The sequence below is a fragment of the Burkholderia sp. KL41 genome, assembly GCF_057005415.2.
This window is the reverse complement of the sequence record NZ_CM174446.1, coordinates 3,698,829-3,725,126: the sequence shown is the minus strand read 5'-3', so window position 1 is coordinate 3,725,126 and position 26,298 is coordinate 3,698,829. Positions and strand designations below refer to the sequence as shown.

Here is a 26,298-nt window from a genome sequence, read left to right as displayed (position 1 = left end):
AGCAGTCGATCCGCGTTTTTTTATGGCTGCCTGACGAAGCAGGGCGCGCCGGGAGAAAGCCAGCCCCGGCGTCCAGGCTGTTACGAGCCCGTCTTGCGGGTCGTCGTCTTGCGAGCCGCCGTCTTGGTGGCGGCAGTCTTCGCGGCGGTCTTGCGAGCCGGTGCCGGTTTCTCGTCTGCACCTTCCGTCACGGTTTCGGCATCCTTCGTCGCCGATTTCGCAGTCTTCTTCGCGGCGGCGGCTTTCGGTTCCTTCTTCTCGAACTCGAAGCCGATCTTGCCGTCCGGCTGCTTCACGAGGAACGCCTTGAAGTTGCGGCCGGTACGCGACGACTTGAAGTTCGGCAGCAGATCCGTGCGGCCGTCGGCCAACAGCTTGCCCATCTGCTCGCGCGTGATTTCCTGCTGCAGGATCACCTTGCCCGAGCGGAAGTCGCACGTCTTCGGGTTGGCCACCGAGTGCTCGCACACGTAGCTCATCCCGTGCTCGAACACGCGGCCCTTGCACTTCGGGCACGCGCCGACCGGTTCCTGCGTCGAGAAGTCGGGCGCCTCGCCTTCCTCGCCGCCCGTATCCTGGCCGAAATCGAACTCGAGCTTGTAGTTCTTCGTCTCGTCGTCGAACGAGAGCTTCAGGATCGCCGAGAACGGGCGGCCCATCTTGCTGCGGAATCCGGAAAGCGGGCCGATCGTCTTTTCCCGCAGCAGTTCCTCGACTTCCGCGATCTCGAACTGCCGGCTGCCCGGGATCTTCGAGATCGAGAACTCGCACTTCGTGCACGCGAAGCGGCGGTAGTTTTCCTTCACCTGGCCGCCGCAGTTCGGACACGGCGTCTCGAGCGTCGCGTAATCGCCGGGGATCGTGTCGGAATCGTATTCCTTCGCGCGCTTGACGATCTGCTGCGTCATGCGGGCGATTTCCTGCATGAAGGCGTCGCGCCCGAGGTTGCCGCGCTCCATCTGCGACAGCTTGTATTCCCATTCGCCGGTGAGCTCCGGCGCGGTCAGTTCCTTCACGCCGAGCCCGCGTAGCAGCGTCATCAGCTGGAACGCCTTCGCGGTCGGGATCAGTTCGCGGCCTTCACGCACGAGGTACTTTTCGCCGAGCAGGCCTTCGATGATCGCCGCACGCGTGGCCGGCGTGCCGAGGCCCTTCGCGGCCATGGCTTCGCGCAGTTCGTCGTCTTCGACGAGCTTGCCCGCGCCTTCCATCGCGGACAGCAGCGTCGCTTCCGAATAGCGAGCGGGCGGCTTCGTGACGAGCGCGACGGCGGCGATTTCGTCCGTCTTCACCTTCTCGTCCTTCTGCACCGGCACGAGGTTCGCGTCCGCGCCTTCGGCGTCGCGGCCGTACACCTGCAGCCAGCCCGGCTCGACGAGCACCTTGCCTTCGGTCTTGAAGTGATGGCCGGCGACTTCGGTGATCCGCGTCGTGACACGGAATTCGGCGGCCGGGAAGAACACGGCGAGGAAGCGCTTCACGACCATGTCGTACAGCTTCTGCTCCGGCTCGGACAGCGACTTCGGTGCCTGCAGCGTCGGGATGATTGCGAAGTGGTCGCTGATCTTCGAGTTGTCGAAGATGCGCTTGTTCGGCTTCACCCAGCCCTTGTCGAGCACCTGCTTCGCATGCGGCAGGTAGTTGTGGCTCTCCTTGAGCATCTCGAGCGTGGACTGGACCGTCGACAGATAGTCTTCCGGCAGCGCGCGCGCGTCGGTACGCGGGTAGGTCAGCACCTTGTGCTTTTCATACAGCGCCTGCGCGAGACCGAGCGTGTTCTTCGCGGAGAAGCCGAAGCGGCTGTTCGCTTCGCGCTGCAGGCTCGTCAGGTCGAACAGCAGCGGCGACAGTTGTGTCGACGGCTTCGATTCCTCCGAGACCGTGCCGACCTGGTCGCGGCACGCGGCGACGATCGTTTCGGCAGCCGGCAGGCTCCACAGGCGGGAGTCGCGCTTTTCCGGATCGAATTCGTCGCGCTTGAATTTCGGGTCGAACCACTTGCCTTCGTAGAAGCCGCCCGCGCACGCGAATTCCGCCTTCACTTCCCAGTAGTCGCGCGGGATGAAGCGGCGGATTTTCTCTTCGCGTTCGACGACGATCGACAGTGTTGGCGTCTGAACGCGGCCAACTGTCGTCAGGAAGAAGCCGCCGCCCTTGCTGTTGAACGCGGTCATCGCGCGGGTGCCGTTGATCCCGACGAGCCAGTCGGCTTCCGAGCGGCAGCGTGCGGCGTCGGCGAGCGGCTGCATGTCGGTGTCGCTGCGCAGGTTCGCGAAGCCGTCGCGGATCGCCTGCGGGGTCATCGACTGCAGCCACAGGCGCTGGACCGGCTGCTTCGCCTTCGCGTGCTGCGCGATCAGGCGGAAAATCAGCTCGCCCTCGCGCCCCGCGTCACATGCGTTGATCAGGCGGTCGACGTCCTTGCGCTTCATCAGCTTCGTGAGCACCTTGAGGCGCGACTCGCTTTTTGCGATCGGGTTCAGGTCGAAATGCGGGGGGATGACGGGCAGATGCGCGAAGCTCCATTTCCCGCGCTTGACCTCGTACTCTTCCGGGGCGGCGATTTCCAGCAAGTGGCCGACAGCGGACGAAAGGACGAAATCGTCGCTCTCGTAATACTCGTCATGCTTGGTAAAGCCGCCCAAAGCGCGTGCGATGTCGTTCGCGACAGAAGGCTTTTCCGCAATGATCAGTGCTTTGGACATGACAGGTGTGTGTTGGTAGACCGGGTTCGCCGGTTGTGGGTCCCTTTAACGACCGCTTTATAGCACACGCCGACGCGACGGCGGCTCGGCGTGCAAAAAGCGGCTCATCATAGAGGGGGCCTGCAACGGCGGCAAGCGCCCGGCGCGGCGGCGCGCGCAAACGGGCGCAAAACCACCGGGCCGGCTCGCGAATTCAGGCTTCGACGGTCAGGACGTTGCGCAATTTCGGTGCGTGCGGCGCACCGGGTACCGCACTCAGGTCGGACAGCATCCGCTCGACGATTGCCGCATGCGGCAGCACCGTGCCGAAGAAACGTGCGGTGTGGGTATCTTCGATCAGGATCGTCGGGAAGTTCTCGACGTCGAGATCGTCGAGCTGGTCGGCATGCGTTTCGATGTCGATCCAGGCGAAGCAGGCGTCCGGATGCGCGTCGGCGAGCTGGTCGAAGGCCGTCCGGTAGTCGCGGCACGTGCCGCACCACTCGGCGCACAGGCAGGCGACGAGCAACGTGCCGGGATCGGCGAGGCGCTCGGCGATCCGATCCGCATCGGTGTCGAGGTTCAGCGCGGGCATGGATTTCCTTGGATATCGTCGGCGGCTTGGCCGCCCCTATGCGGGGGAATGTAGCACGCCGTGCGTGGCCGGGGTGGGCGCTGCGTCAAGGCGCGCGAAGCGTCCGCCGGGGACGCTCGCGACGCGACCGGCCAGCTCGAGCGCGAGCAGCGCGCCGTGCAGCACGTCGTCGGCGAGGCCGCTGTGTTCGGCGAGCCATTCGTAGGTGACGGGGCCGTATCCCAGTGCGGCGAGTACGGCCTGTTCGGACGGGCAGTGGGGTAGCGCCGGCGATGCTTCGACTCGCGCCGGCGGGCCGGCTGCAACGAGCGGATCGGCCTGCATGACGCCGGCAGCCTCGGTTCCGCGGAGGTTGGCGGCGCTGGCGAGCTGATTTCCGGTGCACGATGCATCGCCCGCCGCGTGAACAGCCGGTTCGCCCAGCCCGTACTCCTCGAGCACGTCGAGCGGCGCCGCTGTCAGCTTCGCGCCGTCGCGGATCAGTGCGTGGCAGCCCTGCGCGAGCGGCGCATGGATCGAGCCCGGCATCGCGAACACATCGCGCCCCAGTTCGTTCGCGAGCCGCGCGGTGATCAGCGAGCCGGAGCGCGGGGCGGCCTCGACGACGAGTACGCCGATCGCGAGCGCGGCGATCAGCCGGTTGCGTTGCGGGAAGTGTGCGGCGCGGGCTGGTGTGCCGAGCGGCCACTCCGACACGATCGCGCCGTGAGCGGCGATTTCGTGGGCGAGCGCACGGTGTCGCGCCGGATAGACGAGATCGGCGCCGGTCGCGATCACCGCGACCGTGCCTGACCGGCCGTCGAGCCCGCCGCGATGCGCGGCGCCGTCGATTCCGAGCGCGAGGCCCGACACGACCGGAAGCCCGGCGTCGGACAGCTCGCGGGCGAAGCGCGTCGCGTCGGCGAGACCCTGCGGCGTCGCGTGGCGGCTGCCGACCACGGCGAGACCGCGCGCGTGCAGCAGGTCGAGACGGCCCTTTACATATAGCAGCGGCGGCGGATCGTGCAGGTCGCGCAGCCGCGGCGGGTAGGCCGGATCGTTGAGCGTGACGAGCGCGTTGCCCGGCGCGTCGAGCCAGGCGAGCACGGCGTCGGTGCGCGCGTCGAGGTCGCCGCGCTCGCTCGCGCGCACGGCCTGGGCCGCGGCGGGGCTGGTTGCGGCGGCGATCGCCTGGACGGACGCGCGCAGCAGCGCATCCGGCGAGCCGAACGCGTCGAGCAGTGCCTGCAGCACGGCGGGTGCGAGGCCGGGCGCATGCGCGAGCTGCAGCCACGCGCGCAGCGCGGAGGCGGTCAGCACTTGCGGCGACATGAGGCGCTCCTCGAATGCGGCGGCCAGCGGACCGCGTGGCGCCATGATAAAATTTTCATCATCCGAAATACTCGACAGGGCCGCGCGCGCAGGCGCCCGGCCAATTGCAGGAGGCGTGATCCGCGGCATTGATTCGCCGCGCGTCCGCCTCATCTTCATTGCATCCCGGCGGCACCGCCAGCTGGCCGGATGGCCGATGCGGCATGCCGCCCCACGAATACCGAACGCCATGGCTTTACTCAATATTCTTCATTACCCCGACAAGCGGCTGCACAAGGTCGCAAAGCCCGTCGACAAGGTCGACGACCGGATCCGCAAGCTCGTCGCCGACATGGCCGAAACCATGTACGCAGCGCCCGGCATCGGCCTGGCGGCCACGCAGGTCGACGTGCACGAGCGCGTGATCGTGATCGACGTCTCCGAGGAGAAGAACGAGCTGCGCGCGTTCATCAACCCCGAGATCGTGTGGTCGAGCGACGAGAAGCAGATCTACGAAGAGGGTTGCCTGTCGGTGCCCGGCATCTACGACGAAGTCGAGCGTCCCGATCATGTGCGCGTGCGTGCGCTCAACGAGCAGGGCGAGACCTTCGAGCTCGACTGCGAGGGCCTGCTGGCCGTGTGTGTCCAGCACGAGATGGATCACCTGATGGGGCGCGTGTTCGTCGAATACCTGTCGCCGCTCAAGCAGACGCGCATCAAGACGAAGATGAAGAAACTCGAACGCGCGATGTGACGCGCGTTCGCCCTGCCCGACCCCGAAAGCTGTCATGACCCATACGTTGCGCGTGATTTTTGCCGGCACGCCGGAATTTGCCGCGGCTGCCCTGGCCGCGATCCACGAGGCCGGTTTTCCGGTGCCGCTCGTGCTGACCCAGCCCGATCGCCCTGCCGGGCGCGGGATGAAGCTGCAGGCAAGCGCGGTGAAGCGCTACGCCGTCGAGCACGGGATGCCCGTCGCGCAGCCGCCGTCGCTGCGGCGCACGGGCAAGTACCCGGCGGAGGCGGCCGACGCGATCGAGCTGCTGCGCTCGACTCCGCATGACGTGATGGTGGTCGCCGCATACGGCCTGCTGCTGCCGCAGGAGGTGCTCGACATTCCGCGTGGCGGCTGCATCAACATTCACGCATCGCTGCTGCCGCGCTGGCGCGGCGCCGCGCCGATCCACCGCGCGATCGAGGCCGGCGACGCCGAGACGGGCGTCACGCTGATGCAGATGGACATCGGCCTCGACACCGGCGCGATGATCGAGGAGGCGCGCATCGCGATCGCGCCGGACGAGACGACCGCGACCCTGCACGACCGGCTCGCTGCCGAAGGTGCGCGACTGATCGTCGACGCGCTCGTGCAGCTCGAGCGCGACGGTGTGCTGCCGGCCACGCCGCAACCGGCCGACGGCGTGACTTACGCGGAAAAGATCGGCAAGCACGAAGCGGCGCTCGACTGGCGCAAGCCGGCCGACGTGCTCGCGCGCCAGGTGCGTGCGTTCGATCCGTTCCCGGGCTGCGTCGCGACGCTCGATGGCGCGGCGATCAAGCTGTGGGCGGCCGAGCCCGTGGCGGCGCGCGGCGACGCGCTGCCCGGCACGATCGTCGAAGCCGCGCCGGAAGGCGTGGTCGTCGCGTGCGGCAGCGGTGCGCTGCGCATCACGCAGTTGCAGAAGCCGGGCGGCAAGCGGCTGCCCGCCCGCGAGTTCCTGGCCGGTTCGCCGCTCGCCGCGGGCCAGCGTTTTGCGCTGACCGACGTTGCCTGAGGCGGCCTGACCGCCATTCGACACGGCCTGCCGGGCGTGCGCAATCGGCCGGACGGCCGAGTCGCGTGGTGTGGCAGGCGCGCGTAGAATTTCCCTGCGCTCTCAGGTTTCGAGGTTTTCATGTTCGGCATCACCCATTTCGGCTTCTTCGTGCTGGCAGTCTTCCTGCTGAACGTCACGCCCGGCCCCGATACGGCCTATATCGTCGGCCGCAGTGTCGCGCAGGGCCGCGGCGCGGGGCTGATGTCGGCGTTGGGCATTTCGGCCGGCTGCTGCGTGCACGCGCTCGCCTGCGCATTCGGCCTGACCGCGCTGCTCGCGGCATCGGCTGCCGCGTTCACGGTGATCAAGCTGGTTGGCGCCGCCTACCTGATCTACCTCGGCGTGCGGATGATCATCGCGAAGCAGGCGGCCGAGCCGTCGGGCAAGGCGGCCGCGCAAGCCGCGAAGCCGCTGCGCCAGCTGTTCATGCAGGGTTTCTGGACCAACGTGCTGAACCCGAAGGTGGTGCTGTTCTTCGTGTCGTTCTTCCCGCAATTCGTGTCGGCCGACAGCCCGCACAAGGCATTGGCGTTCCTGACCCTCGGCGGCGTGTTCGTCGCGATGAGCACGGTGTGGACCAGCCTCGTCGCCTGGGTTGCGGGCAGTGTCACGGCGCGCTTTTCCGGCAAGCCGGGTGTCAGGAAGTGGCTCGACCGCACGGTCGGCAGCGCTTTCGTCGGCCTCGGCCTTCGTCTTGCGGCATCGCAACGCTGAGATTGAATTTTTCCGGCAAGACCTTATCTAACAAATCGCTTACAATTTTCCACCGTGCCTTGTGATGTGCGGCGGGTCCCCTGACGGATAAGGAGTGGGTATGTTCAATTGGGTCAAAACGGCGATGCTGATGGCCGCGATCACGGCCCTGTTCATCGTGATCGGCGGGATGATCGGCGGCTCGCGCGGCATGACGATCGCGCTGCTGTTCGCGCTCGGCATGAATTTCTTCTCGTACTGGTTCTCCGACAAGATGGTGCTGCGCATGTACAACGCGCAGGAAGTCGACGAGAACACGGCGCCGCAGTTCTACCGGATGGTGCGCGAGCTGGCCACGCGCGCGAACCTGCCGATGCCGCGCGTCTACCTGATCAACGAGGATGCGCCGAACGCGTTCGCGACGGGCCGCAACCCCGAGCACGCGGCGGTCGCCGCGACGACGGGCATCCTGCGCGTACTGTCGGAGCGCGAGATGCGCGGCGTGATGGCGCACGAGCTTGCACACGTGAAGCATCGCGACATCCTGATCTCGACGATCACCGCGACGATGGCGGGCGCGATCTCGGCGCTCGCGAACTTCGCGATGTTCTTCGGCGGGCGCGACGAGAACGGCCGGCCGGCCAATCCGATCGCGGGTATCGCGGTCGCGCTGCTCGCGCCGATCGCCGGCGCGCTGATCCAGATGGCGATCTCGCGGGCACGCGAGTTCGAGGCCGACCGCGGCGGCGCGCAGATTTCCGGCGATCCGCAGTCGCTCGCAACCGCGCTCGACAAGATCCATCGTTATGCGGCAGGCATTCCGTTCCAGGCGGCGGAAGCGCATCCGGCCACGGCGCAGATGATGATCATGAATCCGTTGCATGGTGGCGGATTGCAGAACCTGTTCTCGACGCACCCGGCCACCGAGGAGCGCATCGCGCGCCTGATGGAGATGGCGCGTACCGGCCGCTTCGATTGAGCCACGGCACCCCGTGCGGCAGTTGCCGCTCGGGGGCCGCTACGCCACCCCGCACGCTTCGCGCTGCGGGGTTTTCATTTGTGCGTGCCGTAAAGGGGCCAAAGGGGCTGCAACGTCGCACGCTACAATGCCCGGTTTGGGGCCGCGGGGCCACGCGAGTGCCGCGATCCCGCCGTTTGCCGTATTTGCTTGCCGCGCTTGTTTGCCGAATTTGCTCCGATGACACGAACCCGTTCTACCGCTCCGTCTTCTTCCGGCCGCCCGGCGCGCCTGTCCGCGCTGCATCTCGCGCCCGATTCGCTCGGCCTCGCGCTCGACGCGGCCGCGCAGGCGGTCGATGCGGTACGACGCGGCACCGCGCTGCCGGCGGCACTCTCGGCGGTTTTCGCGCAGATGGCGTCCGGTACGCAGGCCCTTGCGCGCGGGGCGACGCAGGACGTCGCCTACCGGACGATGCGCCGTCTCGGCAGTGCGGACTGGCTGATCGGCCGGCTCGTCAGCAAGGCGCCGCCCGCGCATGTGCACGCAGTCCTTGCCGGCGCGCTCGCGCTGTTGCTCGATCCGGCGGACGAGGCCGCGTATCCGCCGTTCACGGTGGTCGACCAGGCCGTGACCGTGATCGGCGCCCGCCGCGAATGCGCGTTCGCGAAGGGGATGGTCAATGCGGTGCTGCGCCGTTTCCTGCGCGAGCGCGACGCGCTCGTCGCGGCGCTGCAGGACGATGTCGTCGCGCGCTGGAATTACCGCGCGTGGTGGGTCGATTCGGTGAAGCGCGCGTGGCCCGACGCATGGCAGGCGATCCTCGCGGCCGGCGAGCGCCAGGGGCCGCTGACGCTGCGCGTGAATGCGCGCCGCGCGAGCGTCGACGCGTATCTCGATACGCTGCGGGCGAGCGGAATCGAAGCGACCGCGATCGGCAAGCATGCAGTGCGGCTCGCGTCGGCGCTGCCGGTCGATCGCATTCCGGGGTTTGCCGACGGCGTCGTGTCGGTGCAGGATGCCGGTGCGCAGCTCGCAGCCGAATGGCTTGGCGCGCGTGACGGCATGCGCGTGCTCGACGCATGCGCGGCACCCGGCGGCAAGACCGGTCATATTCTCGAACTCGCCGATGCGGAAGTCGTTGCGCTGGAAAGCGACGCCGCGCGCGCGGCGCGGATCGGCGAGAACCTCGTGCGGCTGTCGCTCGCGGCGGACGTGCGCGTCGGCGATGCGGGTGCGCCCGACGCGTGGTACGACGGGCGCCCGTTCGATCGTATCCTGGCCGACGTGCCGTGCTCGGCGTCCGGTATCGTGCGTCGTCACCCGGACATCCGCTGGCTGCGCCGCGAGGCCGACATCCCGGCGCTCGTCGCGGAACAGCGTCGCATCCTGTCGGCGTTGTGGCCGCTCGTGAAGCCGGGCGGCGAACTGCTTTACGTGACCTGTTCGGTCTTCCCCGAAGAAGGCGAATTGCAGGCCCGCTGGTTTGAAGCGGCCTGTGAAGATGCGGTACGATTGGACGCCCCCGGCCAACTGCTGCCGGGCGGAGTGCAGGGAGGGGCGGCCGCCGGCGCACTCGACCAGAACACCGATCACGACGGATTTTTCTACGCGCGGTTTCAGAAACGGTGACGATCAAACACCTTTTTCCACTTCGGCTCGCGGCCGTCCTGATGGTCGCGTTGACGCTGTGCCTGGCTGTCGTCCGGCCGGCGCATGCCGAGTCGATCGCCGTGCAGCGCGCGTCGCTCCAGGCCGACGGAAGCGGCTGGAGCCTCGACGCCCGCTTCGATTTCGAACTGAACCCGAGCCTCGAGGATGCCGTCAACAAAGGCATTCCGGTGTATTTCACGACGGATTTCGAGTTGAGCCGCGCGCGCTGGTACTGGCTTGACGAACAGCCGGTATCGGTGTCGCAGACGATCCGCCTGTCGTTCCAGCCGCTCACGCGCGAGTACCGCGTGTCGACGGGCGGCCTGCAGCTCGGTTTCCCGTCGCTGAAGGATGCGCTCGCGGTCGTCAGGCACATCACATCGTGGCACGTGATCGACCGCAGCCAGGTGCGCTCGGGCGAAACCTACACGGCATCGGTGCGGATGCAGCTCGATACGGCGCTGATGCCGAAGCCGTTCCAGGTCGATGCGGTGAACAACCGCGACTGGACGCTCGGGTCGGACTGGAAGCGCTTCAACTTCACGGTGACCGAACGTGCTAAATAAAGTGCGCCGCGCGGCCAGCGGGAAGAGCCTCCTCGTTCGCGTGATCGTCTCGACCGTCGCGCTCACCGCGCTGCTGCTGCTCGTGCTGCTCGCGGCCGCGAGCGCGAACACCGAATTCTTCGATCGCTACTACTCGTGGCTGTACGCGACGAACATCGTCGTCGCGCTCGTGTTCCTGCTCGTGGTCCTCGGGCTGATCGGGATGATCGTCGTGCGCCTGAGGAAGGGCAAGTTCGGCACGCGGCTGCTCGCGAAGCTTGCGGTGTTCTTCGCGCTCGTCGGCGTGGTGCCTGGCGGGATCATCTACATCGTGTCGTACCAGTTCGTGTCGCGCAGCATCGAGTCGTGGTTCGACGTGAACGTCGAGACGGCGCTGACGGCCGGCCTGAATCTCGGCCGCGGGATGCTCGATGCGTCGCTGTCCGATCTGCAGACGAAGGCGCGGCTGATGTCCGACCAGCTCGCGAGCGCTGACGCGAACACGAACGGCACGACGCTCACGCTGCTGCGGCTGCGCGACCAGTTCGGCGTGCAGGACGCGACGATCGTCGAGCCGAGCCGCGGCGGTTCGGGCGCGGCGCCCGACCTGCACATCGTCGCGCAGGCGTCGGGCAATTTCGCGGCGCTGATTCCGGACGACCTGCCGACGCCGCTGATGCTGAGCCAGGCGCGCGAACACGGCGCGTACGCGGCGATCGAGGGCGAAGTCGACGGCGATCCGCGTGCGCACGGCGCGAAGGGCGCGCTGCGGCTGCGCGTCGTGCGGCCGATTCCCGATGCGACGACATCGCTGCTGCAGCCGGCGGAGCGTTTCCTGCAGCTCACGCAGCCGGTGCCGCCAACGCTCGCACACAACGCGGATGCCGTGCAGCGCGCGTATCGCGAGTACCAGGAAAAGGCGCTTGGCCGCACGGGGCTGCGCAAGATGTACATCGGCACGCTGACGCTCGCGCTGTTCCTCGCGACCTTCATCGCGATGATGCTCGCGCTCGCGCTCGGCCAGCAGCTCGCGCGGCCGCTGTTCCTGCTCGCACAGGGCACGAAGGAGATCACGGAAGGCGACTACACGCCGAAGCGCGAGATCAAGACGCGCGACGAGCTCGGCTTCCTCACGCAGTCGTTCAACGCGATGACGCGCCAGTTGTCCGAGGCGCGGCTCGCGGTCGAGAAGAACCGCATCGCGCTCGAGCATTCGAAGACGTATCTCGAGAGCATCCTCGCGAACCTGACGGCCGGCGTGTTCGTGCTCGACCGCCAGTTCCGGCTGACGACGGCCAATCGCGGCGCCGAGCGGATTTTCCGGCAGCCGTTCAACGCGCTGATCGGCACGACGCTCGACCGGATCGGCGTGGCCGCCGGATTCGGCGCGATGGTGCGCAAGGCGTTCGCCGATCGCGAGGCGGCGTCCGACGGCGGCAGCGGCGATCGCGGCCACTGGCAGCAGCAGTTCGCGATCGAGATGCCGGGCGAAACCGAACCGCTGACGCTGCTCGTGCGCGGCGCGCGCCTCGTGTCGACGGTCGAGGGGCAGGCCGACGATCCGCAGACGTCCGGTTACGTCGTCGTGTTCGACGACATCTCCGACGTGATTTCCGCGCAGCGTTCGGTCGCGTGGGGCGAGGTCGCGCGGCGGCTCGCGCACGAGATCAAGAATCCGCTGACGCCGATCCAGCTGTCGGCCGAGCGGTTGCAGATGAAGCTGTCCGACAAGCTCTCGCCGTCCGACGCGGATGTGCTCAAGCGCGGCGCGACGATGATCGTCAACCAGGTGGCTGCGATGAAGCGGATGGTCGACGATTTCCGCGAATACGCGCGCACGCCGCCGGCGGTGCTGGCGAACCTGCAGTTGAACGAACTGGCGAGCGAGGTGCTCGGGCTGTACGGGGTGGGCGAAGGCAAGAGCGCGATCGTCGCCGAGCTCGCGCCGTCGCTGCCGGTGATTCGCGGCGACGCGACGCAATTGCGCCAGGTGATTCACAACCTGCTGCAGAATGCGCAGGATTCGGTCGCGGAGTCGGCGCATCCGCGTGTGTTGATCGAAACCAAGACAGTAGAATATGGCGATCCCGACGCCGAGGGCAAAACACGCGTCGCGGTACGTCTTACCGTGTCCGACAACGGGCCCGGTTTTCCGGCGCGCATCCTGACCCGCGCGTTCGAGCCTTATGTGACGACGAAGGCGAAGGGCACGGGGCTGGGGTTGGCCACGGTCAAGAAAATCGTCGATGAGCACGGTGCGCGGATCGATCTGCGCAATCGCATGCACGGCGAGACCGTCGAGGGTGCGCAGGTGTCGATTCTGTTCCTGCAGATGGCGAGCGATGCGCCAGGCGCCGAATCGGGCGTGCAGGACGGGACGGCTCCCGCCAAGACAAAAGCAAGTGAGCAGACAAAGGCAGCGTAAATGGCAACCATCCTGGTGGTAGATGATGAAATGGGCATCCGGGAATTGCTCTCGGAGATCCTCAGCGATGAAGGACATGTCGTCGAGGCAGCGGAGAACGCGCAGGCCGCGCGGGAATACCGGTTGAATCAGGCGCCCGATCTCGTGCTGCTCGATATCTGGATGCCCGATACCGACGGCGTGACGTTGCTCAAGGAGTGGGCGGCGCAAGGGCTGCTGACGATGCCCGTGATCATGATGTCCGGGCACGCGACGATCGATACGGCCGTCGAGGCGACGAAGATCGGCGCGCTCGATTTCCTCGAGAAGCCCATCGCGCTGCAGAAGCTGCTGAAGTCCGTCGAGCACGGCCTCGCACGCGGTGCGGCGCCGGTGTCCGCGAACGCGGCGGCGAAGGCCGGTGCGGGGCAGGCGGCGGGCCCCGCGGCGGTCGCATCCGCGGCCGCGCTGCCGACGCTCGGCGACGACATGGCTTCGGCACTCGGCCTCGCGGGCCAGACGGCCGCGATCCCGTTCGACATCCCGTTGCGTGAAGCGCGCGATGCGTTCGAGCGCGCGTACTTCGAATATCACCTCGCGCGCGAAAACGGCAGCATGACGCGCGTCGCGGAGAAGACGGGCCTCGAGCGCACGCACCTGTATCGCAAGCTCAAGCAGCTCGGTGTCGAGCTCGGCAAGAAACCGTCCGAAGGCGCCGTATAAAATATTTTGCGAAAACGCTTGCTCAGGTACGAATAGCTCGATATACTTTCATTCTTCGTTGGCCCGGTAGCTCAGTTGGTAGAGCAGCGGATTGAAAATCCGCGTGTCGATGGTTCGATTCCGTCCCAGGCCACCAGAATTAAAACCCCAAGAATCGGAAGGTTCTTGGGGTTTTTCGTTTGTGGTGGGGTTGGCGTGATGGGGCCAGCGTGCCCGGCAGTATTCGTGAGGGCATGATAAAATCCGTGTCCGCTCAATAACTTAGCGCATCGCTTCATGCGCACGGCAGGCTGCCAGCGTGGCGCCGCCGTGGCGCGCGGCAACGATGCCGCGCGATGGGCGGTATAAGCGCTCCGCCGCGTTCGCGGCCGATTGCGCTGCCTATACTGGTCGAGCCGGCCCAGGCCGGCACGCGTCGGGCCGCCCGGCGGCAGCCGGCCCCGGGGCGCAGCGCGACGCGAGCCTACACATTCACGGAGTATCACGGTGATTCGGACAGACGCTAAAGACGGCGCGCTCGTGTTGTTTTCCGGCGGGCAGGACTCGGCCACGTGCGTGGCATGGGCCCTCGAACGCTACCAGACGGTCGAGACGCTCGGCTTCGATTACGGCCAGCGCCACCGCGTCGAGCTCGAATGTCGCGAAGGCGTGCGCGAAGCACTGAAGCGCGATTTTTCCGCATGGTCGGACCGGCTCGGCGACGATCACATGATCGACCTGTCGGTGCTCGGCGCGATCAGCGATACCGCGATGACGCGCACGATCGAGATCGAGACGGCGGCGAACGGCTTGCCGAACACGTTCGTGCCGGGCCGCAACCTGATGTTCATGACGATCGCCGCGGCGATCGCCTATCGCCGCGGGCTGCGTGTGCTGGTCGGCGGAATGTGCGAGACCGATTTCTCGGGCTACCCCGATTGCCGCGACGACACGATGAAGGCGCTGCAGGTCGCGCTGAACCTCGGGATGGACACGCGCATCGTGCTCGAGACGCCGCTGATGTGGCTCGACAAGGCGCAGACGTGGCAGCTCGCCGAGCAGCTCGGCGGCGAAGCGCTCGTCGAACTGATCCGCGTCGAGACGCACACGTGCTACGTGGGCGAGCGCGCGGAATTGCACGAATGGGGCTTCGGCTGCGGCGAATGCCCCGCCTGCAAGCTGCGCAAGCGCGGCTACGAGGCTTACCTGAAGGGCGAGCGGGTGACCGAAGCGCCGCTGTGACGCGGGTGCGCCGGCAGCGCTGGATGAATAACGGATTCTGATCGACAACGAGCGGCGCGAGCCGGACGAAGCACGATGACTTACGCGGTCAAGGAAATTTTCTACACGTTGCAGGGCGAGGGCGCGAACGCGGGCCGGCCGGCCGTGTTCTGCCGGTTCGCCGGCTGCAACCTGTGGTCGGGCCGCGAAGAGGATCGTGCGGAGGCCGTGTGCCGCTTCTGCGATACCGACTTTGTCGGCACCGACGGCGAGAACGGCGGCAAGTTCAAGGACGCCGAAGCACTCGTCGCGACGATCGCCGGCCTGTGGCCGGAGGGCGAGGCGCACCGCTTCGTCGTCTGCACGGGCGGCGAGCCGATGCTGCAACTCGACCAGCCGCTCGTCGACGCGTTGCACGCGGCCGGCTTCGAGATCGCGATCGAGACCAACGGTTCGCTGCCGGTGCTCGAATCGATCGACTGGATCTGCGTGAGCCCGAAGGCCGACGCGCCGCTCGTCGTCACGAAGGGCAACGAACTGAAGGTCGTGATCCCGCAGGACAACCAGCGGCTGGCCGACTACGCGAAGCTCGACTTCGAGTATTTTCTCGTCCAGCCGATGGACGGCCCGTCGCGCGACCTCAATACGAAGCTCGCGATCGACTGGTGCAAGCGTCATCCGCAGTGGCGGCTGTCGATGCAGACCCACAAATATCTGAACATTCCCTGAGCCACGGCTTTTGACATCGTGCTGATTACCCGAAAACTCGAATTCGACGCGGGCCACCGCATTCCCGATCACCGCAGCCAGTGCCGGAACCTGCATGGTCATCGTTACGTGCTCGAAGTCACGCTGCGCGGCGATCTCGTCGATACCGAGGGGGCGCCCGACCGCGGCATGGTGATGGATTTCGCCGACGTGAAGGCGCTCGCGATGGAGCACCTGGTCGGCAAGTGGGACCACGCGTTCCTGGTCTACGCCCGCGACGAGGTCGTGCGCTCGTTCCTCGAGCAGATGGCCGACCACAAGACGGTCGTGATCGACCGGATCCCGACCGTCGAGAATCTCGCGGCGATCGCGTTCGACATCCTCGCGAACGTGTACGACGCGCACTACGGCGTGAACCTGCGGCTCGAGCGCGTGCGCCTGTACGAAACGCCGAACTGCTGGGCCGACGTCGAACGCCAGCCCGGCCGCTGATCCCGCCTTCCCGGCAGCCCCGCCAGCCGGCGCGGGCTGCCTGACGCCGCACCCCGCGGCTTCGTCCCGCTCCCCGTCCGTTCCCACATTCCGCGTAACGCCGCGCTATGATCGTTGCGTGGCGCCGGAAAATGCGGCCGTGCGCGATCGCGCGGCCGGCGCTGTCAGATCGGCCGTCCACGGCCGACCAACGATCCAGGGCCCGGTCCTGGCGCCGCCGTGCTTCGTTGCCCGGCGTGTCGCGCTCCGCTTTGCCCGTTGCTTGTCCCGTTCGATTGCCGTTCCGTCCAGGAGGCCGTATCGATGAGCACGCTCACCAATTCCCTCAAACAACGCCTGCACGATGGCGACGACCCGTTGTACGGCCTGTGGCTGTCGCTCGGCAGCGACTCGGCCGCGGAAGCGCTCGCGCATGCCGGCTACGACTGGCTCTGCATCGACATGGAGCACGCGCCGAACGACAGCCGCGATGTTGCATCGCAGTTGCGCGCGATCGCGGCCGCCCATCTGCCGAGCGAGCCCGTCGTGCGCGTGCCGGCGCGCGAGCCGTGGCTCGTGAAGCGCGCGCTCGATGCCGGCGCGCGCACGCTGATGTTTCCATGCATCGAGACGGTCGACGACGCCGCGCACGCGGTGCGGCTGACGCGCTATCCGTCGCCCGAGTCGCCGGACGGGCTGCGCGGTGTCGCGGGCATGGTGCGCGCGGCGGCGTTCGGGATGCGCCGCGATTACGTGCAGACGGCGAACGCGCAGGTCGCGGTGATCGTGCAGATCGAATCGGCGCGCGGCGTCGACGAAGTCGAGCGGATTGCGGCGCTGCCCGGCGTCGACTGCCTGTTCGTCGGCCCGGCCGATCTCGCGGCGAGCCTCGGGCATCTCGGCGACATCCGCCACCCGGACGTTGAAACCGCGATGGCGCGCGTGCTCGCGGCCGGCCGGCAGGCCGGCGTCGCGGTCGGCATCTTCGCGGGCGATACGGCGGCCGCGCGCCAGTATCGCGAGGCCGGCTACCGGATGATCACGCTGTCGGCCGACGTCAGCTGGCTGTTGCGCGCCACGCGGCAGGCGCCGCAGGAGGTACGGTCATGAACGATGGCGACGGCGCGCGCCGTGGGCGCGTGCAGGGCGGGGCCGGGGCGCGCAGGCGGATCGGCGCGATGCTCGGCCTGTGGTGCGTGTGTGGCGTGTGTGGCGTGTATGGCGTGTATGGCGTATGTATGGCAGCCGGCACACCGGGTGCGCCGCAAGCGAAGTCCGATCCATCGCGCGAGACGCAATCGGCGGTCGCCGACTACAACGCCGGCGACTATCGCGCGGCGCTGGTGCAGTTCCACGACGCGGCCGAGCGCGGCGACCGTCTCGCGCAATTCAACTACGCGATGATGCTGCTGACGGGCGAAGGCGTGACGGCGAACGTCGACGAAGGGCTGCGCTGGCTGAAGCGCGCGGCCGACGCGAACATGTCGCATGCGCAGTACGTGTACGGGCGGATGCTCGACGATGGCGAGTTCGTCGCGCGCAATCCGGCCGAAGCGCATCGCTGGTTCCTGCGGGCGGCGAAGCAGGGGCACGTGCAGGCCGCGCTGTCGCTCGCGAACCAGTTCCTCGACGGGCGCGGCACGCCGCGCGACAACCGGCAGGCGTTCACGTGGTACAAGCAGGCCGCCGACGCGGGCGAGCCGACCGCGCAGTACGTGACCGCGTCGTTCTACGAGCGTGGGGGCGACGGTGTCGAGCAGAACCTGAACATCGCGCGGGCGTATTACGCGGCGGCGGCCGCGCAGGGCGACGAGACGGCCGGGCTGAAATTCAAGGAGCTGAGTGCGCGGCTGAAGGTGCAGGGGCCGGCGTCGGGCGCCGCCGCGGAGCCGGGCGGCCCGCACGCGCCGGCGCCGTGAACGGCGGTCGCGCCATACCGCGTTGCGCGGCCGCGTTCGGCAAGGACGGTCGAAAAAAACGGCGCCGGGGCGCCGTTTTTCTTTCTGCGATGCGTGCCGCGCGGTCAGCTCTTCATCAACCGCCGCTGCCGCCCGACGCTCATGATCATCCCGATCGCGATGCCGAGCGTCGTGAGCGCCGTGCCGCCATAACTCATGAACGGCAGCGGCACGCCGACGACCGGCAGCACGCCGCTCACCATCCCGATGTTGACGAACGCATAGACGAAGAACGCGAGCGTGAGCGAGCCCGCGAGCAGGCGGCCGAACAGCGTCGCGCCCTGCGCGGCGATATAGAGCCCGCGTGCGATCAGCGCCATGTAAAGCGTCAGCAGCACGAGCCCGCCGACGAGCCCCCATTCCTCGGAGAACACCGCGAAGATGAAGTCGGTGTGCTTCTCCGGAATGAACTCGAGGTGCGCCTGCGTGCCTTTCAGGTAGCCCTTGCCGAGCACGCCGCCCGAGCCGATCGCGATCACGGCCTGGATCGTGTGGAAGCCCTTGCCGAGCGGGTCGGAAGTCGGGTCGAGCAGCGTGCACACGCGGTGCTTCTGGTAGTCGTGCATCAGCGGCCACTGCACTTCGGGCTGGCAGATGCGCTCCTCGAACACGGCGATCGAGCCGACCGCGATCACGCCCGCGACGAGCACCGGCACGATCAGCTTGAACGACAGGCCGGCGAGGTAGATCACGAAGAAGCCGGCCGCGAACACGAGCAGGCCCGTGCCGAGGTCGGGCTGCTTGGCGATCAGCCCGACCGGCACCATCAGGATCCCGAACGCGGCGATGAAGTCGTACCAGCGCAGCCCGCCTTCGCGGCGCTGGTAGTACCACGCGAGCATCAGCGGGGTCGCGATCTTGAGGATCTCCGACGGCTGGATCACGACGCCGACGTTCAGCCAGCGCTTCGCGCCTTTCTTGGTCATCCCGAACAGCGCGACCGCGACCAATAGCGCGACCCCGAACGTGTAGAGCGGGACCGCGAAGCGCATCAGCGTCGTGGGCGGGATGTTGGCGATCACCCACATCAGCACGAACGTCAGCAGGATGTTGCGCAACTGGTCCTCGACGCGGCCCGGCATGTCGATCGCCGCGCTGTACAGCGTGACGATGCCGACGCACAGCAGCAGGAACACGATGAGGGCGAGCGGGCGGTCGAAACCCGCGAACATCTGCTTGATCTTGTCGAGCCAGGCGCGCTTGTCGAATTGCATGCCTTTCTCCGTTAATGAGCGGTGCCGGCGTCCGCCGCCTTCGCGGGGGCCGTCGCACGGTGGTTGTCGTCGCGCGGCGTGGCGACGAGCGGCTGCGCGTCACCGGCGGGCCGGCGCGGCCGGTGCGGGCGCCGGATCGGCGGCAGGCTCGCGGCCCTCGGCGCATCGGCACCGGCGCTGGCCGGCGAGGCGGCGCTTGCACCGGCGGCCGACGCTTCGGAGGCCGCGGCGGCCGATGCCGCTTCCGCCGCACTGGCCGCGCTCGGCACGACCGGCTGCGGCAGCGCCGTGAAGCCGGCCGCGACGGCGGCGGGCCGGTTCGCGTCGCCGATCACCGGCGCGTTGACGGGTTCGGTCGCCGACGCCGCGGCAGCCACGGCCGCGGCCTCGTTCTGCGGGTTCTGGCGGTCGACGAGATAGAAGTCGAGCACGCGGCGCGCGATCGGGCCCGCGGCCTGCGCCCCCCAGCCGCCGTTCTCGACGACCAGCGCGACGGCGATCTGCGGATGGTCGACCGGTGCGTACGCGATGAACAGCGCGTGGTCGCGCAGGTGCTCGGCGAGCAGGTGGCCCTTGTAGTTGGAGCCTTGCAGCGAGAACACCTGCGCGGTGCCGGTCTTGCCGGCGGCGAGGTACGGCGCGCCGCGGAACACCTTGTACGCGGTGCCGGACGGGTTCTCGATCACGTTCTCCATCCCGCGCTTCACGACGTCGATGTCGGCCTGCTTGAGCGGGATCACTTCGCTTTCCTTCGGCACGGTCAGGCGGCGCCCGCGCGTGATCGGGTCCTCGATTTCCTTCACCAGGTGAGGCTTCATCACGACGCCGTTGTTCGCGAGCGTCGCGGTCGCGTGCGCGAGCTGCAGGATCGTGAACGAGTTGTAGCCCTGGCCGATCCCGAGGCTGATCGTCTCGCCGTCGAACCACTTCTGCTGCGCGGCCTTCTTGAACGCCTTCTTCTTCCAGTCGGTCGACGGCAGGATCCCGCGCGCCTCGCCCTGGATGTCGATCCCGGTGATCTGGCCGAAGCCGAACGGCTTCATGAAGTTCGCGATCGCGTTCACGCCGAGGTCGCGCGCGAGCATGTAGAAGTAGGTGTCGTTCGACACCATGATCGCCTTGTTCATGTCGACCCAGCCCTGGCCCGAGCGCACGTCGTTGCGGAACGTGTGGCCGCCGAACGTGAAGTAGCCGGGATCCTGGAAGCCCCAGCCCGGCGTGCGCTTGCCGAGCGTCAGGCCGGCGAGCGCCATGAACGGCTTGTACGTCGAGCCGGGCGGGTAGGTGCCGTGCAGCGGGCGGTTCAGCAGCGGCTTGTCGGTCGAGTTGTTCAGCTCGTCCCAGGTCTGCTGGTCGATGCCGTCGACGAACGAGTTCGGGTCGAAACTCGGCGACGACACGAACGCGAGCACGTCGCCCGTCTTCGGCTCGATCGCGACCAGCGCGCCGCGCTTGCCGGCGAACGCCTGCTCGGCGACCTGCTGCAGCCCGATGTCGAGCGACAGCACGAGGTTGTTGCCGGGCGTCGCCTGCGTGCGCGACAGCGTGCGCACCGGCCGGCCGCCGGCCGTCACCTCGACTTCCTCGAAGCCCGTCAGCCCGTGCAGCTCGGTTTCGTAGCTCTGCTCGACGCCGATCTTGCCGATGTAGTCGGTGCCCTTGTAGTTGTTCGCGTCGCGGCGCGGATCGTAGTTTTCCTGGTCGCTGTCGTTGTCGTCGCTCATCGCGTCGATGCGGTCCTGGTCGCGCTTCGAGATCCGGCCGATGTAGCCGATCACGTGCGCGGCCGTCGTGCCGAGCGGATATTGGCGGAACAGCCGCGCGCGCACGTCGACGCCGGGGAAGCGGAAGCGCTGCGCGGTGAAGCGCGCGACTTCCTCGTCGGTGAGCCGGGTGCGGATCGGCAGGCTCTCGAAGTTCTTCGAGTCTTCCTGCAGCTTCTTGAAGCGGCGGCGGTCGCGCGCGTCGATCGGGATGATCTCGGACAGCTTGTCGATCGTGTTCTCGAGCGTGTCGTCGAGCTTCGACGGCGTGATCTCGAGCGTATAGGCCGAATAGTTCTTCGCGAGGATCACGCCGTTGCGGTCGGTGATGATCCCGCGGTTCGGCACGATCGGCGCGACCGAGATGCGGTTTTCCTCGGCCTGCAGCGCGTATTTGCCGTGCTGCATCAACTGCAGGTAGAAAAAGCGGCTCGCGAGCAGCCCGAAGCAGACGAACACGAACACGCCCGCCGCCGCGACGCGCAGGCGGAACTTCGAGAGCTGCTGTTGGGTGTCGTTGAATTCGGTCATGCGGTTACGATCGATCTGGCCCGCAGCACGGTGTGCGGCTGCGGGCGAGGGGCCGCCCCGGAGCGCGGCGGGCGTGGAGGCGGCGGGTAGTCAAGGCAGGCCCCGGGTTCAGATGGGGCGCGTATCGTCCGGATCGACCGGGCGGCGTTGCGGCATCAGCAGCAGGTGGCTCGCGATCGGCCACAGCGCGGCCTCGACGAAGCCGTCGACCAGGTAGCGCCAGCCCGGGAACGCGGCGCCCATCACGAGGCGGATCACGAACGGGACGAGCTGCGCGACGACCAGCAGCGGCGTGACGTACAGCACCTGCACGCCGATCGGCATCCACAGCACGCGACGGTGGATCGTGATCGCGCCGTACGACAGCAGCGTATAGGCGAGCGCATGCTCGCCGAGCAGCCCCGCGTCATGCACGTCCATCAGGATGCCGAGCGCGAACGCGACGCCCATCCCGACCTTGCGCGGCTGGTGGATGTTCCAGAACAGCAGCACGAGCGCGACGAAGTCGGGCACGCCGGGCAGGCGGCCCCACGGCATCAGGTTCAGCAGGAACGCGGCGGCGAGGCTGAAGACGATGAAGTACGGATTGACCGGCTGCAGGATGTATTGCGGGCGATTCATCGCTGGGCTCCTGGTTGCCCGGCCGCGGGCTTCGCGGGCGCGGCGGCGGGCTTGGCCGCAGGCGCGGCAGGCGCCGGCTTGGCGCCGGGCTGGGCCGCGGCGGCCGGCTTCGCGCCGGCGTCAGCCTTCTCGCCCTTCTCGGCCTTCTCGGCCTTCTCGCCTTTCGCGGCGGCTTTCGCGCCTTTCTTGCCCTTCGCGTTCTTGTCGGCGGCCGGATCGGGCTCGGCCGGGCGCGGCGGGATGTCGTTCTGGTAATGCAGCACGAGCATCTGGCGCGCGCCGCGCACGGCGGCGATCGGCGCGCAGGTCACGCGCGCGAATGCGGTATCGGCGAGCTTGTCGACGCGTACGACCTTCGCGACCGGCAGGCCGGGCGGATAGACGCCGTCGAGGCCGCTGGTGACGAGCTCGTCGCCGACGACGAGATCCGCGCTCGTCGGCACGAAACGCAGGTCGAGCGAATCGCCCTTCGGCGTGCCGTAGATCACGCTGCGCAGGCCGGTGCGCAGTACCTGCACGGGAATTGCGAGATCGCGGTCGGTGACCAGCGTGACTTCGGACTGCAGCGGGAACACGCGCGTGACCTGGCCGACCACGCCGTTCTCGCTGACGACGGGCGCGCCGTTCTGGATGCCCTGCTGCGAACCCTGGCCGATCACGATCTTCTGCGTGAACGGATCGCTCGTGTCGTACTGGATCTCGGCCGGCGTCGATTGCGTCGCGATGTGCTGGCGCAGCTCGAGCACGGCGCGCAGGTGCGCGTTCTCCTGCGCGAGCACGGCGGCCTGGTTGGCCTGCGTGGACAGCTGCAGGTTGCGCTTGCGGAGATCGTCGTTGTCGTGGCGCAGCGACGCGCCGGTGACGGCGATGTCGGCCGCGCCCATGAACAGGTCGCGCGGCACGAGTGCGGCGCGCTGCAGCGGATAGAGCACGGTGCCGAGCACGCCGCGGACGATTTCGAGCGTGTTGAAGCGCGCGTCCGACACCAGCAGTGCGATCGCGACGGCGACGAAGAAGATGAGCCGCGCGAGCGCGGGCGGGCCTTGCTTGAAGAGGGGCGGCGGACTGTATTCCATGGTCGGCGCCGGGCGCGAACGATCGGTTAAATGAAGCTCAGACGCGCAAACGGCGCGGCGGTTCGTTCTGAATGAGCGAGCCGGCCACGCCGCGGGTGCGTCATGTCAGGAAGACTGCCTAGACGATCACTCGTACGAGAAGATGCTGCCCAGCTTGTCCATGCGCTCGAGCGCCATGCCCGAACCGCGCACGACGCAGGTGAGCGGATCTTCCGCGACGAGCACCGGCAGGCCGGTTTCTTCCGCGAGCAGGCGATCGAGGTCGCGCAGCAGCGCGCCGCCGCCCGTCAGCATCATCCCGCGTTCGGCGATGTCGGCGCCGAGTTCCGGCGGCGTCTGTTCGAGCGCGATCTTCACCGACGACACGATCTGGTTCAGCGGATCGGTCAGCGCTTCGAGGATTTCGTTGCTGGAGATCGTGAAGCTGCGCGGAATGCCTTCCGACAGGTTGCGGCCCTTCACTTCCATTTCCTTGACTTCGGAGCCCGGGAACGCGGAGCCGATTTCCTTCTTGATCGCCTCGGCGGTCTGCTCGCCGATCAGCATCCCGTAGTTGCGGCGGATGTAGTTGACGATCGCCTCGTCGAACTTGTCGCCGCCGACGCGCACCGAGCCTTTATAGACGATGCCGCCGAGCGAGATCACGCCGACTTCCGTCGTGCCGCCGCCGATGTCGACGACCATCGAGCCGGTGGCTTCCGACACCGGCAGGCCCGCGCCGATCGCGGCCGCCATCGGCTCCTCGATCAGGTAGACCTGCGATGCGCCGGCACCGTGCGCGGCTTCCTTGATCGCGCGGCGCTCGACCTGGGTCGAGCCGCACGGCACGCAGATGATGATGCGCGGCGACGGCGAGAACATGCGCGACTCGTGGGCCGTCTTGATGAACTGCTTGATCATCTGCTCGGTGACGGTGAAGTCGGCGATCACGCCGTCCTTCATCGGGCGGATCGCCTCGATGTTGCCCGGTACCTTGCCGAGCATCTGCTTGGCTTCCTTGCCGACTGCCTGGATCGTCTTCTTGCCGTTGGGGCCGCCTTCCTGGCGGATCGACACGACGGACGGCTCATCGAGCACGATGCCCTTGCCGCGCATGTAGATCAGGGTGTTTGCGGTGCCGAGGTCGATCGCGAGATCGTTGGAGAAGTAGCTGCGCAAAAAACCGAACATTCAGAATCCTGTTTCGCTCTGGGCCGGCCCTGCATAGCGAGCGCTGAGGGCGGCAGCGGAAAAAATAACAGCCTCGGGAAGCGTGGCGGAAGCGGCCGCCGCGGCGCACGAAGCTGCGAGTGATGTCTACCGGGGATCGCACGAAGCACGCACGGCTTGCCGAAGCGGGGCGAAACGGTGCGGGAAAAGGCTGCCGGGTTTGGGTCGAACGCGTAATGATACCTTATAATTTCACGGTATTTGAATCGAAACGGGCGGTATTTTTGCCGCTTCGGCCCCGATTTTTGAGGGTGGGATCGCACCCTCCAACCCCCCGCCGCAGTGCTGCTTTCGATGCATTGCGCAGTCTTGTTTTTCCGGTGATCGCATGGCCCTGACCCTGACCGATGTGAAACGCATCGCGCACCTGGCGCGACTCGAAATGGCCGACGCCGACGCCGAGCACATGCTCGGCCAGCTCAATGATCTCTTCGGCCTCGTCGAGCAGATGCAGGCGGTCGATACCGCCGGCATCGCGCCGCTCGCCCACCCGATCGAACAGATCCAGGAAGTCGCGCAGCGCCTGCGCGACGACGCCGTGACGGAAGTCGTCAATCGCGACGATAACCAGCGTCCGGCGCCGGCCGTCCAGGACGGCCTCTATCTCGTGCCGAAGGTGATCGAGTAAGCATTCGACGACAAGCGCGCCGGCCAGCGCCGCGCGCCACCCAGAATTCCCAGGAAAACCACTCAATGCACGCAAAAAGCCTGACCGAACTGCGCGCCGCGCTCGCCGCCAAGGAATGCTCGGCCGTCGAGCTCGCGCAGCTCTACCTGAAACGGATCGACGCCGCGCGCGACCTGAACGCGTTCGTCCACGTCGATGCCGACCTGACCCTCGCGCAGGCGAAAGCTGCCGACGCGGAGCTCGCGCGCGGCGCGGGCGGCGCGCTCACCGGCCTGCCGATCGCGCACAAGGATGTGTTCGTCACGCGCGGCTGGCACTCGACCGCCGGCTCGAAGATGCTCGCGAACTATGCGAGCCCGTTCGACGCGACCGTCGTCGCCCGCCTGCAGGCGGCCGGCATGGTCACGCTCGGCAAGACCAACATGGACGAGTTCGCGATGGGCTCGTCGAACGAGAACTCGGCGTTCGGCGCGGTGAAGAACCCGTGGGACACGAACGCGGTGCCGGGCGGCAGCTCGGGCGGCAGCTCGGCCGCCGTCGCCGCGCGCCTCGCGCCGGCGGCAACCGGCACCGACACCGGCGGCTCGATCCGCCAGCCCGCGTCGTTCGCGGGCGTGACGGGCATCAAGCCGACCTACGGCCGCGTGTCGCGCTACGGGATGATCGCGTTCGCGTCGTCGCTCGACCAGGGCGGCCCGATGGCGCAGAGCGCGTCCGACTGCGCGCTGCTGCTGAACGCGATGGCCGGCTTCGACGAGCGCGACTCGACGAGCCTCGATCGCGACGACGAAGACTTCACGCGCCACCTCGGCCAGCCGTGGGCGGCCGGCAACGATGCGGGCAAGCCGCTCGCGGGCCTGCGCATCGGCCTGCCGAACGAGTATTTCGGCGACGGCCTGGCCGACGACGTACGCGCGACGATCGACGCGGCACTGAAGCAGTATGAAGCGCTCGGCGCGACGCTCGTGCCCGTGTCGCTGCCGAAGACGGAGCTGTCGATCCCCGTGTATTACGTGATCGCGCCGGCCGAGGCGTCGTCGAACCTGTCGCGGTTCGACGGCGTGCGTTTCGGCCACCGCGCCGCGCAATACGGCGACCTGCTCGACATGTACAAGAAGTCGCGTGCGGAAGGCTTCGGCCCCGAGGTGAAGCGCCGGATCCTGGTCGGCACGTACGTGCTGTCGCACGGCTACTACGACGCGTACTACCTGCAGGCGCAGAAGATCCGCCGCATCATCGCGAACGATTTCCAGGAAGCGTTCAAGACCTGCGACGTGATCATGGGCCCGGCCTCGCCGACGGTCGCATGGGATCTCGGTTCGAAGGGCGACGATCCGGTGCAGATGTATCTCGCGGATATCTACACGCTGTCGGTGAGCCTCGCGGGCCTGCCCGGCATGAGCGTGCCGTGCGGCTTCGGCGCCGGCGCGAACGCGAAGCGCCCGGTCGGCCTGCAGATCATCGGCAACTATTTCAACGAAGCCCGGATGCTGCAGGTCGCCGACGCGTTCCAGCGCGCGACCGACTGGCACAAGCAAGTTCCGGCAGGGGTGTAAGCAC

At 67.6% G+C, this 26,298-nt stretch carries 23 protein-coding genes and 1 tRNA gene; 16 read left to right on the top strand and 8 right to left on the bottom strand.

Features of this window, described 5'->3' with window-relative positions:
- Positions 1 to 80: 80 nt before the first annotated feature.
- The 3 genes from PQB87_RS17460 to dprA form a co-directional block, all read right to left on the bottom strand.
- On the bottom strand, positions 81 to 2,705 hold the full coding sequence (locus PQB87_RS17460) for a DNA topoisomerase III (protein WP_060062938.1): 2,625 nt from the start codon (positions 2,703 to 2,705) through the stop codon (positions 81 to 83).
- A 193-nt stretch (positions 2,706 to 2,898) separates the two neighbouring features.
- Positions 2,899 to 3,279: a thioredoxin family protein gene (locus tag PQB87_RS17455; protein WP_021159864.1), complete on the bottom strand. Its 381-nt coding sequence runs from the start codon at positions 3,277 to 3,279 to the stop codon at positions 2,899 to 2,901.
- Positions 3,280 to 3,315: 36 nt separating this feature from the next.
- A complete protein-coding gene (gene dprA / locus PQB87_RS17450; protein ID WP_233345472.1) occupies positions 3,316 to 4,635 on the bottom strand; it encodes a DNA-processing protein DprA in 1,320 nt (439 codons plus the stop codon).
- A 184-nt stretch (positions 4,636 to 4,819) separates the two neighbouring features.
- Between dprA and def the strand changes: the two genes are divergently transcribed.
- The 14 genes from def (at position 4,820) to PQB87_RS17380 (ending at position 17,657) form a co-directional block, all read left to right on the top strand.
- On the top strand, positions 4,820 to 5,323 hold the full coding sequence (def, locus tag PQB87_RS17445; protein ID WP_011353573.1) for a peptide deformylase: 504 nt from the start codon (positions 4,820 to 4,822) through the stop codon (positions 5,321 to 5,323).
- A gap of 34 nt (positions 5,324 to 5,357) precedes the next feature.
- Entirely contained in the window at positions 5,358 to 6,341 is a 984-nt protein-coding gene (fmt, locus tag PQB87_RS17440) for a methionyl-tRNA formyltransferase (RefSeq protein ID WP_174415818.1), read from the top strand.
- A gap of 120 nt (positions 6,342 to 6,461) precedes the next feature.
- A complete protein-coding gene (locus tag PQB87_RS17435) occupies positions 6,462 to 7,097 on the top strand; it encodes a LysE family translocator (protein ID WP_059688349.1) in 636 nt (211 codons plus the stop codon).
- 100 nt (positions 7,098 to 7,197) lie between these two features.
- Entirely contained in the window at positions 7,198 to 8,055 is an 858-nt protein-coding gene (gene htpX / locus PQB87_RS17430) for a zinc metalloprotease HtpX (protein ID WP_006485774.1), read from the top strand.
- A 219-nt stretch (positions 8,056 to 8,274) separates the two neighbouring features.
- Positions 8,275 to 9,666, top strand: coding sequence for a 16S rRNA (cytosine(967)-C(5))-methyltransferase RsmB (rsmB, locus tag PQB87_RS17425; protein WP_489242423.1), 1,392 nt, complete (start codon positions 8,275 to 8,277; stop codon positions 9,664 to 9,666).
- Positions 9,663 to 10,253, top strand: coding sequence for a DUF4390 domain-containing protein (locus PQB87_RS17420; protein ID WP_021163980.1), 591 nt, complete (start codon positions 9,663 to 9,665; stop codon positions 10,251 to 10,253). The genes rsmB and PQB87_RS17420 overlap by 4 nt, the downstream gene beginning before the upstream one ends.
- Positions 10,243 to 12,657: a sensor histidine kinase EsaS gene (gene esaS, locus PQB87_RS17415; RefSeq protein ID WP_042978240.1), complete on the top strand. Its 2,415-nt coding sequence runs from the start codon at positions 10,243 to 10,245 to the stop codon at positions 12,655 to 12,657. Before PQB87_RS17420 ends, esaS begins: the two co-directional genes overlap by 11 nt.
- Positions 12,658 to 13,359: a response regulator transcription factor EsaR gene (gene esaR / locus PQB87_RS17410; protein WP_021163978.1), complete on the top strand. Its 702-nt coding sequence runs from the start codon at positions 12,658 to 12,660 to the stop codon at positions 13,357 to 13,359.
- Between the two features lie 60 nt (positions 13,360 to 13,419).
- Positions 13,420 to 13,495: transfer RNA gene (locus PQB87_RS17405), tRNA-Phe, on the top strand.
- A 350-nt stretch (positions 13,496 to 13,845) separates the two neighbouring features.
- Complete coding sequence (gene queC / locus PQB87_RS17400) at positions 13,846 to 14,580, top strand: 7-cyano-7-deazaguanine synthase QueC (protein WP_027788853.1); 735 nt, start codon at positions 13,846 to 13,848, stop codon at positions 14,578 to 14,580.
- A gap of 75 nt (positions 14,581 to 14,655) precedes the next feature.
- The gene (gene queE, locus PQB87_RS17395) at positions 14,656 to 15,288 is read left to right on the top strand and encodes a 7-carboxy-7-deazaguanine synthase (protein ID WP_021163976.1); all 633 of its coding nucleotides are present in this window, start codon (positions 14,656 to 14,658) and stop codon (positions 15,286 to 15,288) included.
- Positions 15,289 to 15,306: 18 nt separating this feature from the next.
- The gene (gene queD, locus PQB87_RS17390) at positions 15,307 to 15,759 is read left to right on the top strand and encodes a 6-carboxytetrahydropterin synthase QueD (protein WP_021163975.1); all 453 of its coding nucleotides are present in this window, start codon (positions 15,307 to 15,309) and stop codon (positions 15,757 to 15,759) included.
- Positions 15,760 to 16,062: 303 nt separating this feature from the next.
- On the top strand, positions 16,063 to 16,848 hold the full coding sequence (locus PQB87_RS17385) for an HpcH/HpaI aldolase family protein (RefSeq protein WP_489242422.1): 786 nt from the start codon (positions 16,063 to 16,065) through the stop codon (positions 16,846 to 16,848).
- Positions 16,845 to 17,657, top strand: a complete 813-nt coding sequence (locus tag PQB87_RS17380; RefSeq protein ID WP_489242421.1) for a tetratricopeptide repeat protein — start codon at positions 16,845 to 16,847, stop codon at positions 17,655 to 17,657. Before PQB87_RS17385 ends, PQB87_RS17380 begins: the two co-directional genes overlap by 4 nt.
- A gap of 104 nt (positions 17,658 to 17,761) precedes the next feature.
- Here PQB87_RS17380 and rodA read toward each other — a convergent pair whose 3' ends face one another.
- From rodA to PQB87_RS17355, 5 genes are all read right to left on the bottom strand, one after another.
- Entirely contained in the window at positions 17,762 to 18,910 is a 1,149-nt protein-coding gene (gene rodA / locus PQB87_RS17375) for a rod shape-determining protein RodA (RefSeq protein WP_021163972.1), read from the bottom strand.
- An 11-nt stretch (positions 18,911 to 18,921) separates the two neighbouring features.
- Positions 18,922 to 21,204, bottom strand: a complete 2,283-nt coding sequence (gene mrdA / locus PQB87_RS17370) for a penicillin-binding protein 2 (protein ID WP_059688345.1) — start codon at positions 21,202 to 21,204, stop codon at positions 18,922 to 18,924.
- 108 nt (positions 21,205 to 21,312) lie between these two features.
- Entirely contained in the window at positions 21,313 to 21,825 is a 513-nt protein-coding gene (mreD, locus tag PQB87_RS17365) for a rod shape-determining protein MreD (protein ID WP_009687274.1), read from the bottom strand.
- Positions 21,822 to 22,901 (bottom strand): rod shape-determining protein MreC, encoded by a 1,080-nt coding sequence (mreC, locus tag PQB87_RS17360; RefSeq protein ID WP_489242420.1) that lies wholly within the window; start codon positions 22,899 to 22,901, stop codon positions 21,822 to 21,824. The genes mreD and mreC overlap by 4 nt, the downstream gene beginning before the upstream one ends.
- A 126-nt stretch (positions 22,902 to 23,027) precedes the next feature.
- Entirely contained in the window at positions 23,028 to 24,071 is a 1,044-nt protein-coding gene (locus PQB87_RS17355) for a rod shape-determining protein (protein ID WP_004189550.1), read from the bottom strand.
- Positions 24,072 to 24,438: 367 nt separating this feature from the next.
- Between PQB87_RS17355 and gatC the strand changes: the two genes are divergently transcribed.
- Positions 24,439 to 24,738, top strand: coding sequence for an Asp-tRNA(Asn)/Glu-tRNA(Gln) amidotransferase subunit GatC (gene gatC / locus PQB87_RS17350; protein WP_027788858.1), 300 nt, complete (start codon positions 24,439 to 24,441; stop codon positions 24,736 to 24,738).
- Between the two features lie 65 nt (positions 24,739 to 24,803).
- The gene (gene gatA, locus PQB87_RS17345; protein WP_027788859.1) at positions 24,804 to 26,294 is read left to right on the top strand and encodes an Asp-tRNA(Asn)/Glu-tRNA(Gln) amidotransferase subunit GatA; all 1,491 of its coding nucleotides are present in this window, start codon (positions 24,804 to 24,806) and stop codon (positions 26,292 to 26,294) included.
- The last annotated feature ends 4 nt before the right edge of the window (positions 26,295 to 26,298 follow it).

Coding starts and splice junctions, on each gene's coding strand:
- esaR (WP_021163978.1), top strand. CDS start 12,658: ATGGCAACCATCCTGGTGGTAGATGATGAAATGGGCATCCGGGAATTG.
- gatA (WP_027788859.1), top strand. CDS start 24,804: ATGCACGCAAAAAGCCTGACCGAACTGCGCGCCGCGCTCGCCGCCAAG.
- rodA (WP_021163972.1), bottom strand. CDS start 18,910: ATGCAATTCGACAAGCGCGCCTGGCTCGACAAGATCAAGCAGATGTTC.
- mreC (WP_489242420.1), bottom strand. CDS start 22,901: ATGGAATACAGTCCGCCGCCCCTCTTCAAGCAAGGCCCGCCCGCGCTC.
- queE (WP_021163976.1), top strand. CDS start 14,656: ATGACTTACGCGGTCAAGGAAATTTTCTACACGTTGCAGGGCGAGGGC.
- mreD (WP_009687274.1), bottom strand. CDS start 21,825: ATGAATCGCCCGCAATACATCCTGCAGCCGGTCAATCCGTACTTCATC.
- htpX (WP_006485774.1), top strand. CDS start 7,198: ATGTTCAATTGGGTCAAAACGGCGATGCTGATGGCCGCGATCACGGCC.
- PQB87_RS17385 (WP_489242422.1), top strand. CDS start 16,063: ATGAGCACGCTCACCAATTCCCTCAAACAACGCCTGCACGATGGCGAC.
- PQB87_RS17435 (WP_059688349.1), top strand. CDS start 6,462: ATGTTCGGCATCACCCATTTCGGCTTCTTCGTGCTGGCAGTCTTCCTG.
- PQB87_RS17355 (WP_004189550.1), bottom strand. CDS start 24,071: ATGTTCGGTTTTTTGCGCAGCTACTTCTCCAACGATCTCGCGATCGAC.
- rsmB (WP_489242423.1), top strand. CDS start 8,275: ATGACACGAACCCGTTCTACCGCTCCGTCTTCTTCCGGCCGCCCGGCG.
- PQB87_RS17455 (WP_021159864.1), bottom strand. CDS start 3,279: ATGCCCGCGCTGAACCTCGACACCGATGCGGATCGGATCGCCGAGCGC.
- PQB87_RS17380 (WP_489242421.1), top strand. CDS start 16,845: ATGAACGATGGCGACGGCGCGCGCCGTGGGCGCGTGCAGGGCGGGGCC.
- PQB87_RS17460 (WP_060062938.1), bottom strand. CDS start 2,705: ATGTCCAAAGCACTGATCATTGCGGAAAAGCCTTCTGTCGCGAACGAC.
- gatC (WP_027788858.1), top strand. CDS start 24,439: ATGGCCCTGACCCTGACCGATGTGAAACGCATCGCGCACCTGGCGCGA.
- dprA (WP_233345472.1), bottom strand. CDS start 4,635: ATGGCGCCACGCGGTCCGCTGGCCGCCGCATTCGAGGAGCGCCTCATG.
- def (WP_011353573.1), top strand. CDS start 4,820: ATGGCTTTACTCAATATTCTTCATTACCCCGACAAGCGGCTGCACAAG.
- mrdA (WP_059688345.1), bottom strand. CDS start 21,204: ATGACCGAATTCAACGACACCCAACAGCAGCTCTCGAAGTTCCGCCTG.
- fmt (WP_174415818.1), top strand. CDS start 5,358: ATGACCCATACGTTGCGCGTGATTTTTGCCGGCACGCCGGAATTTGCC.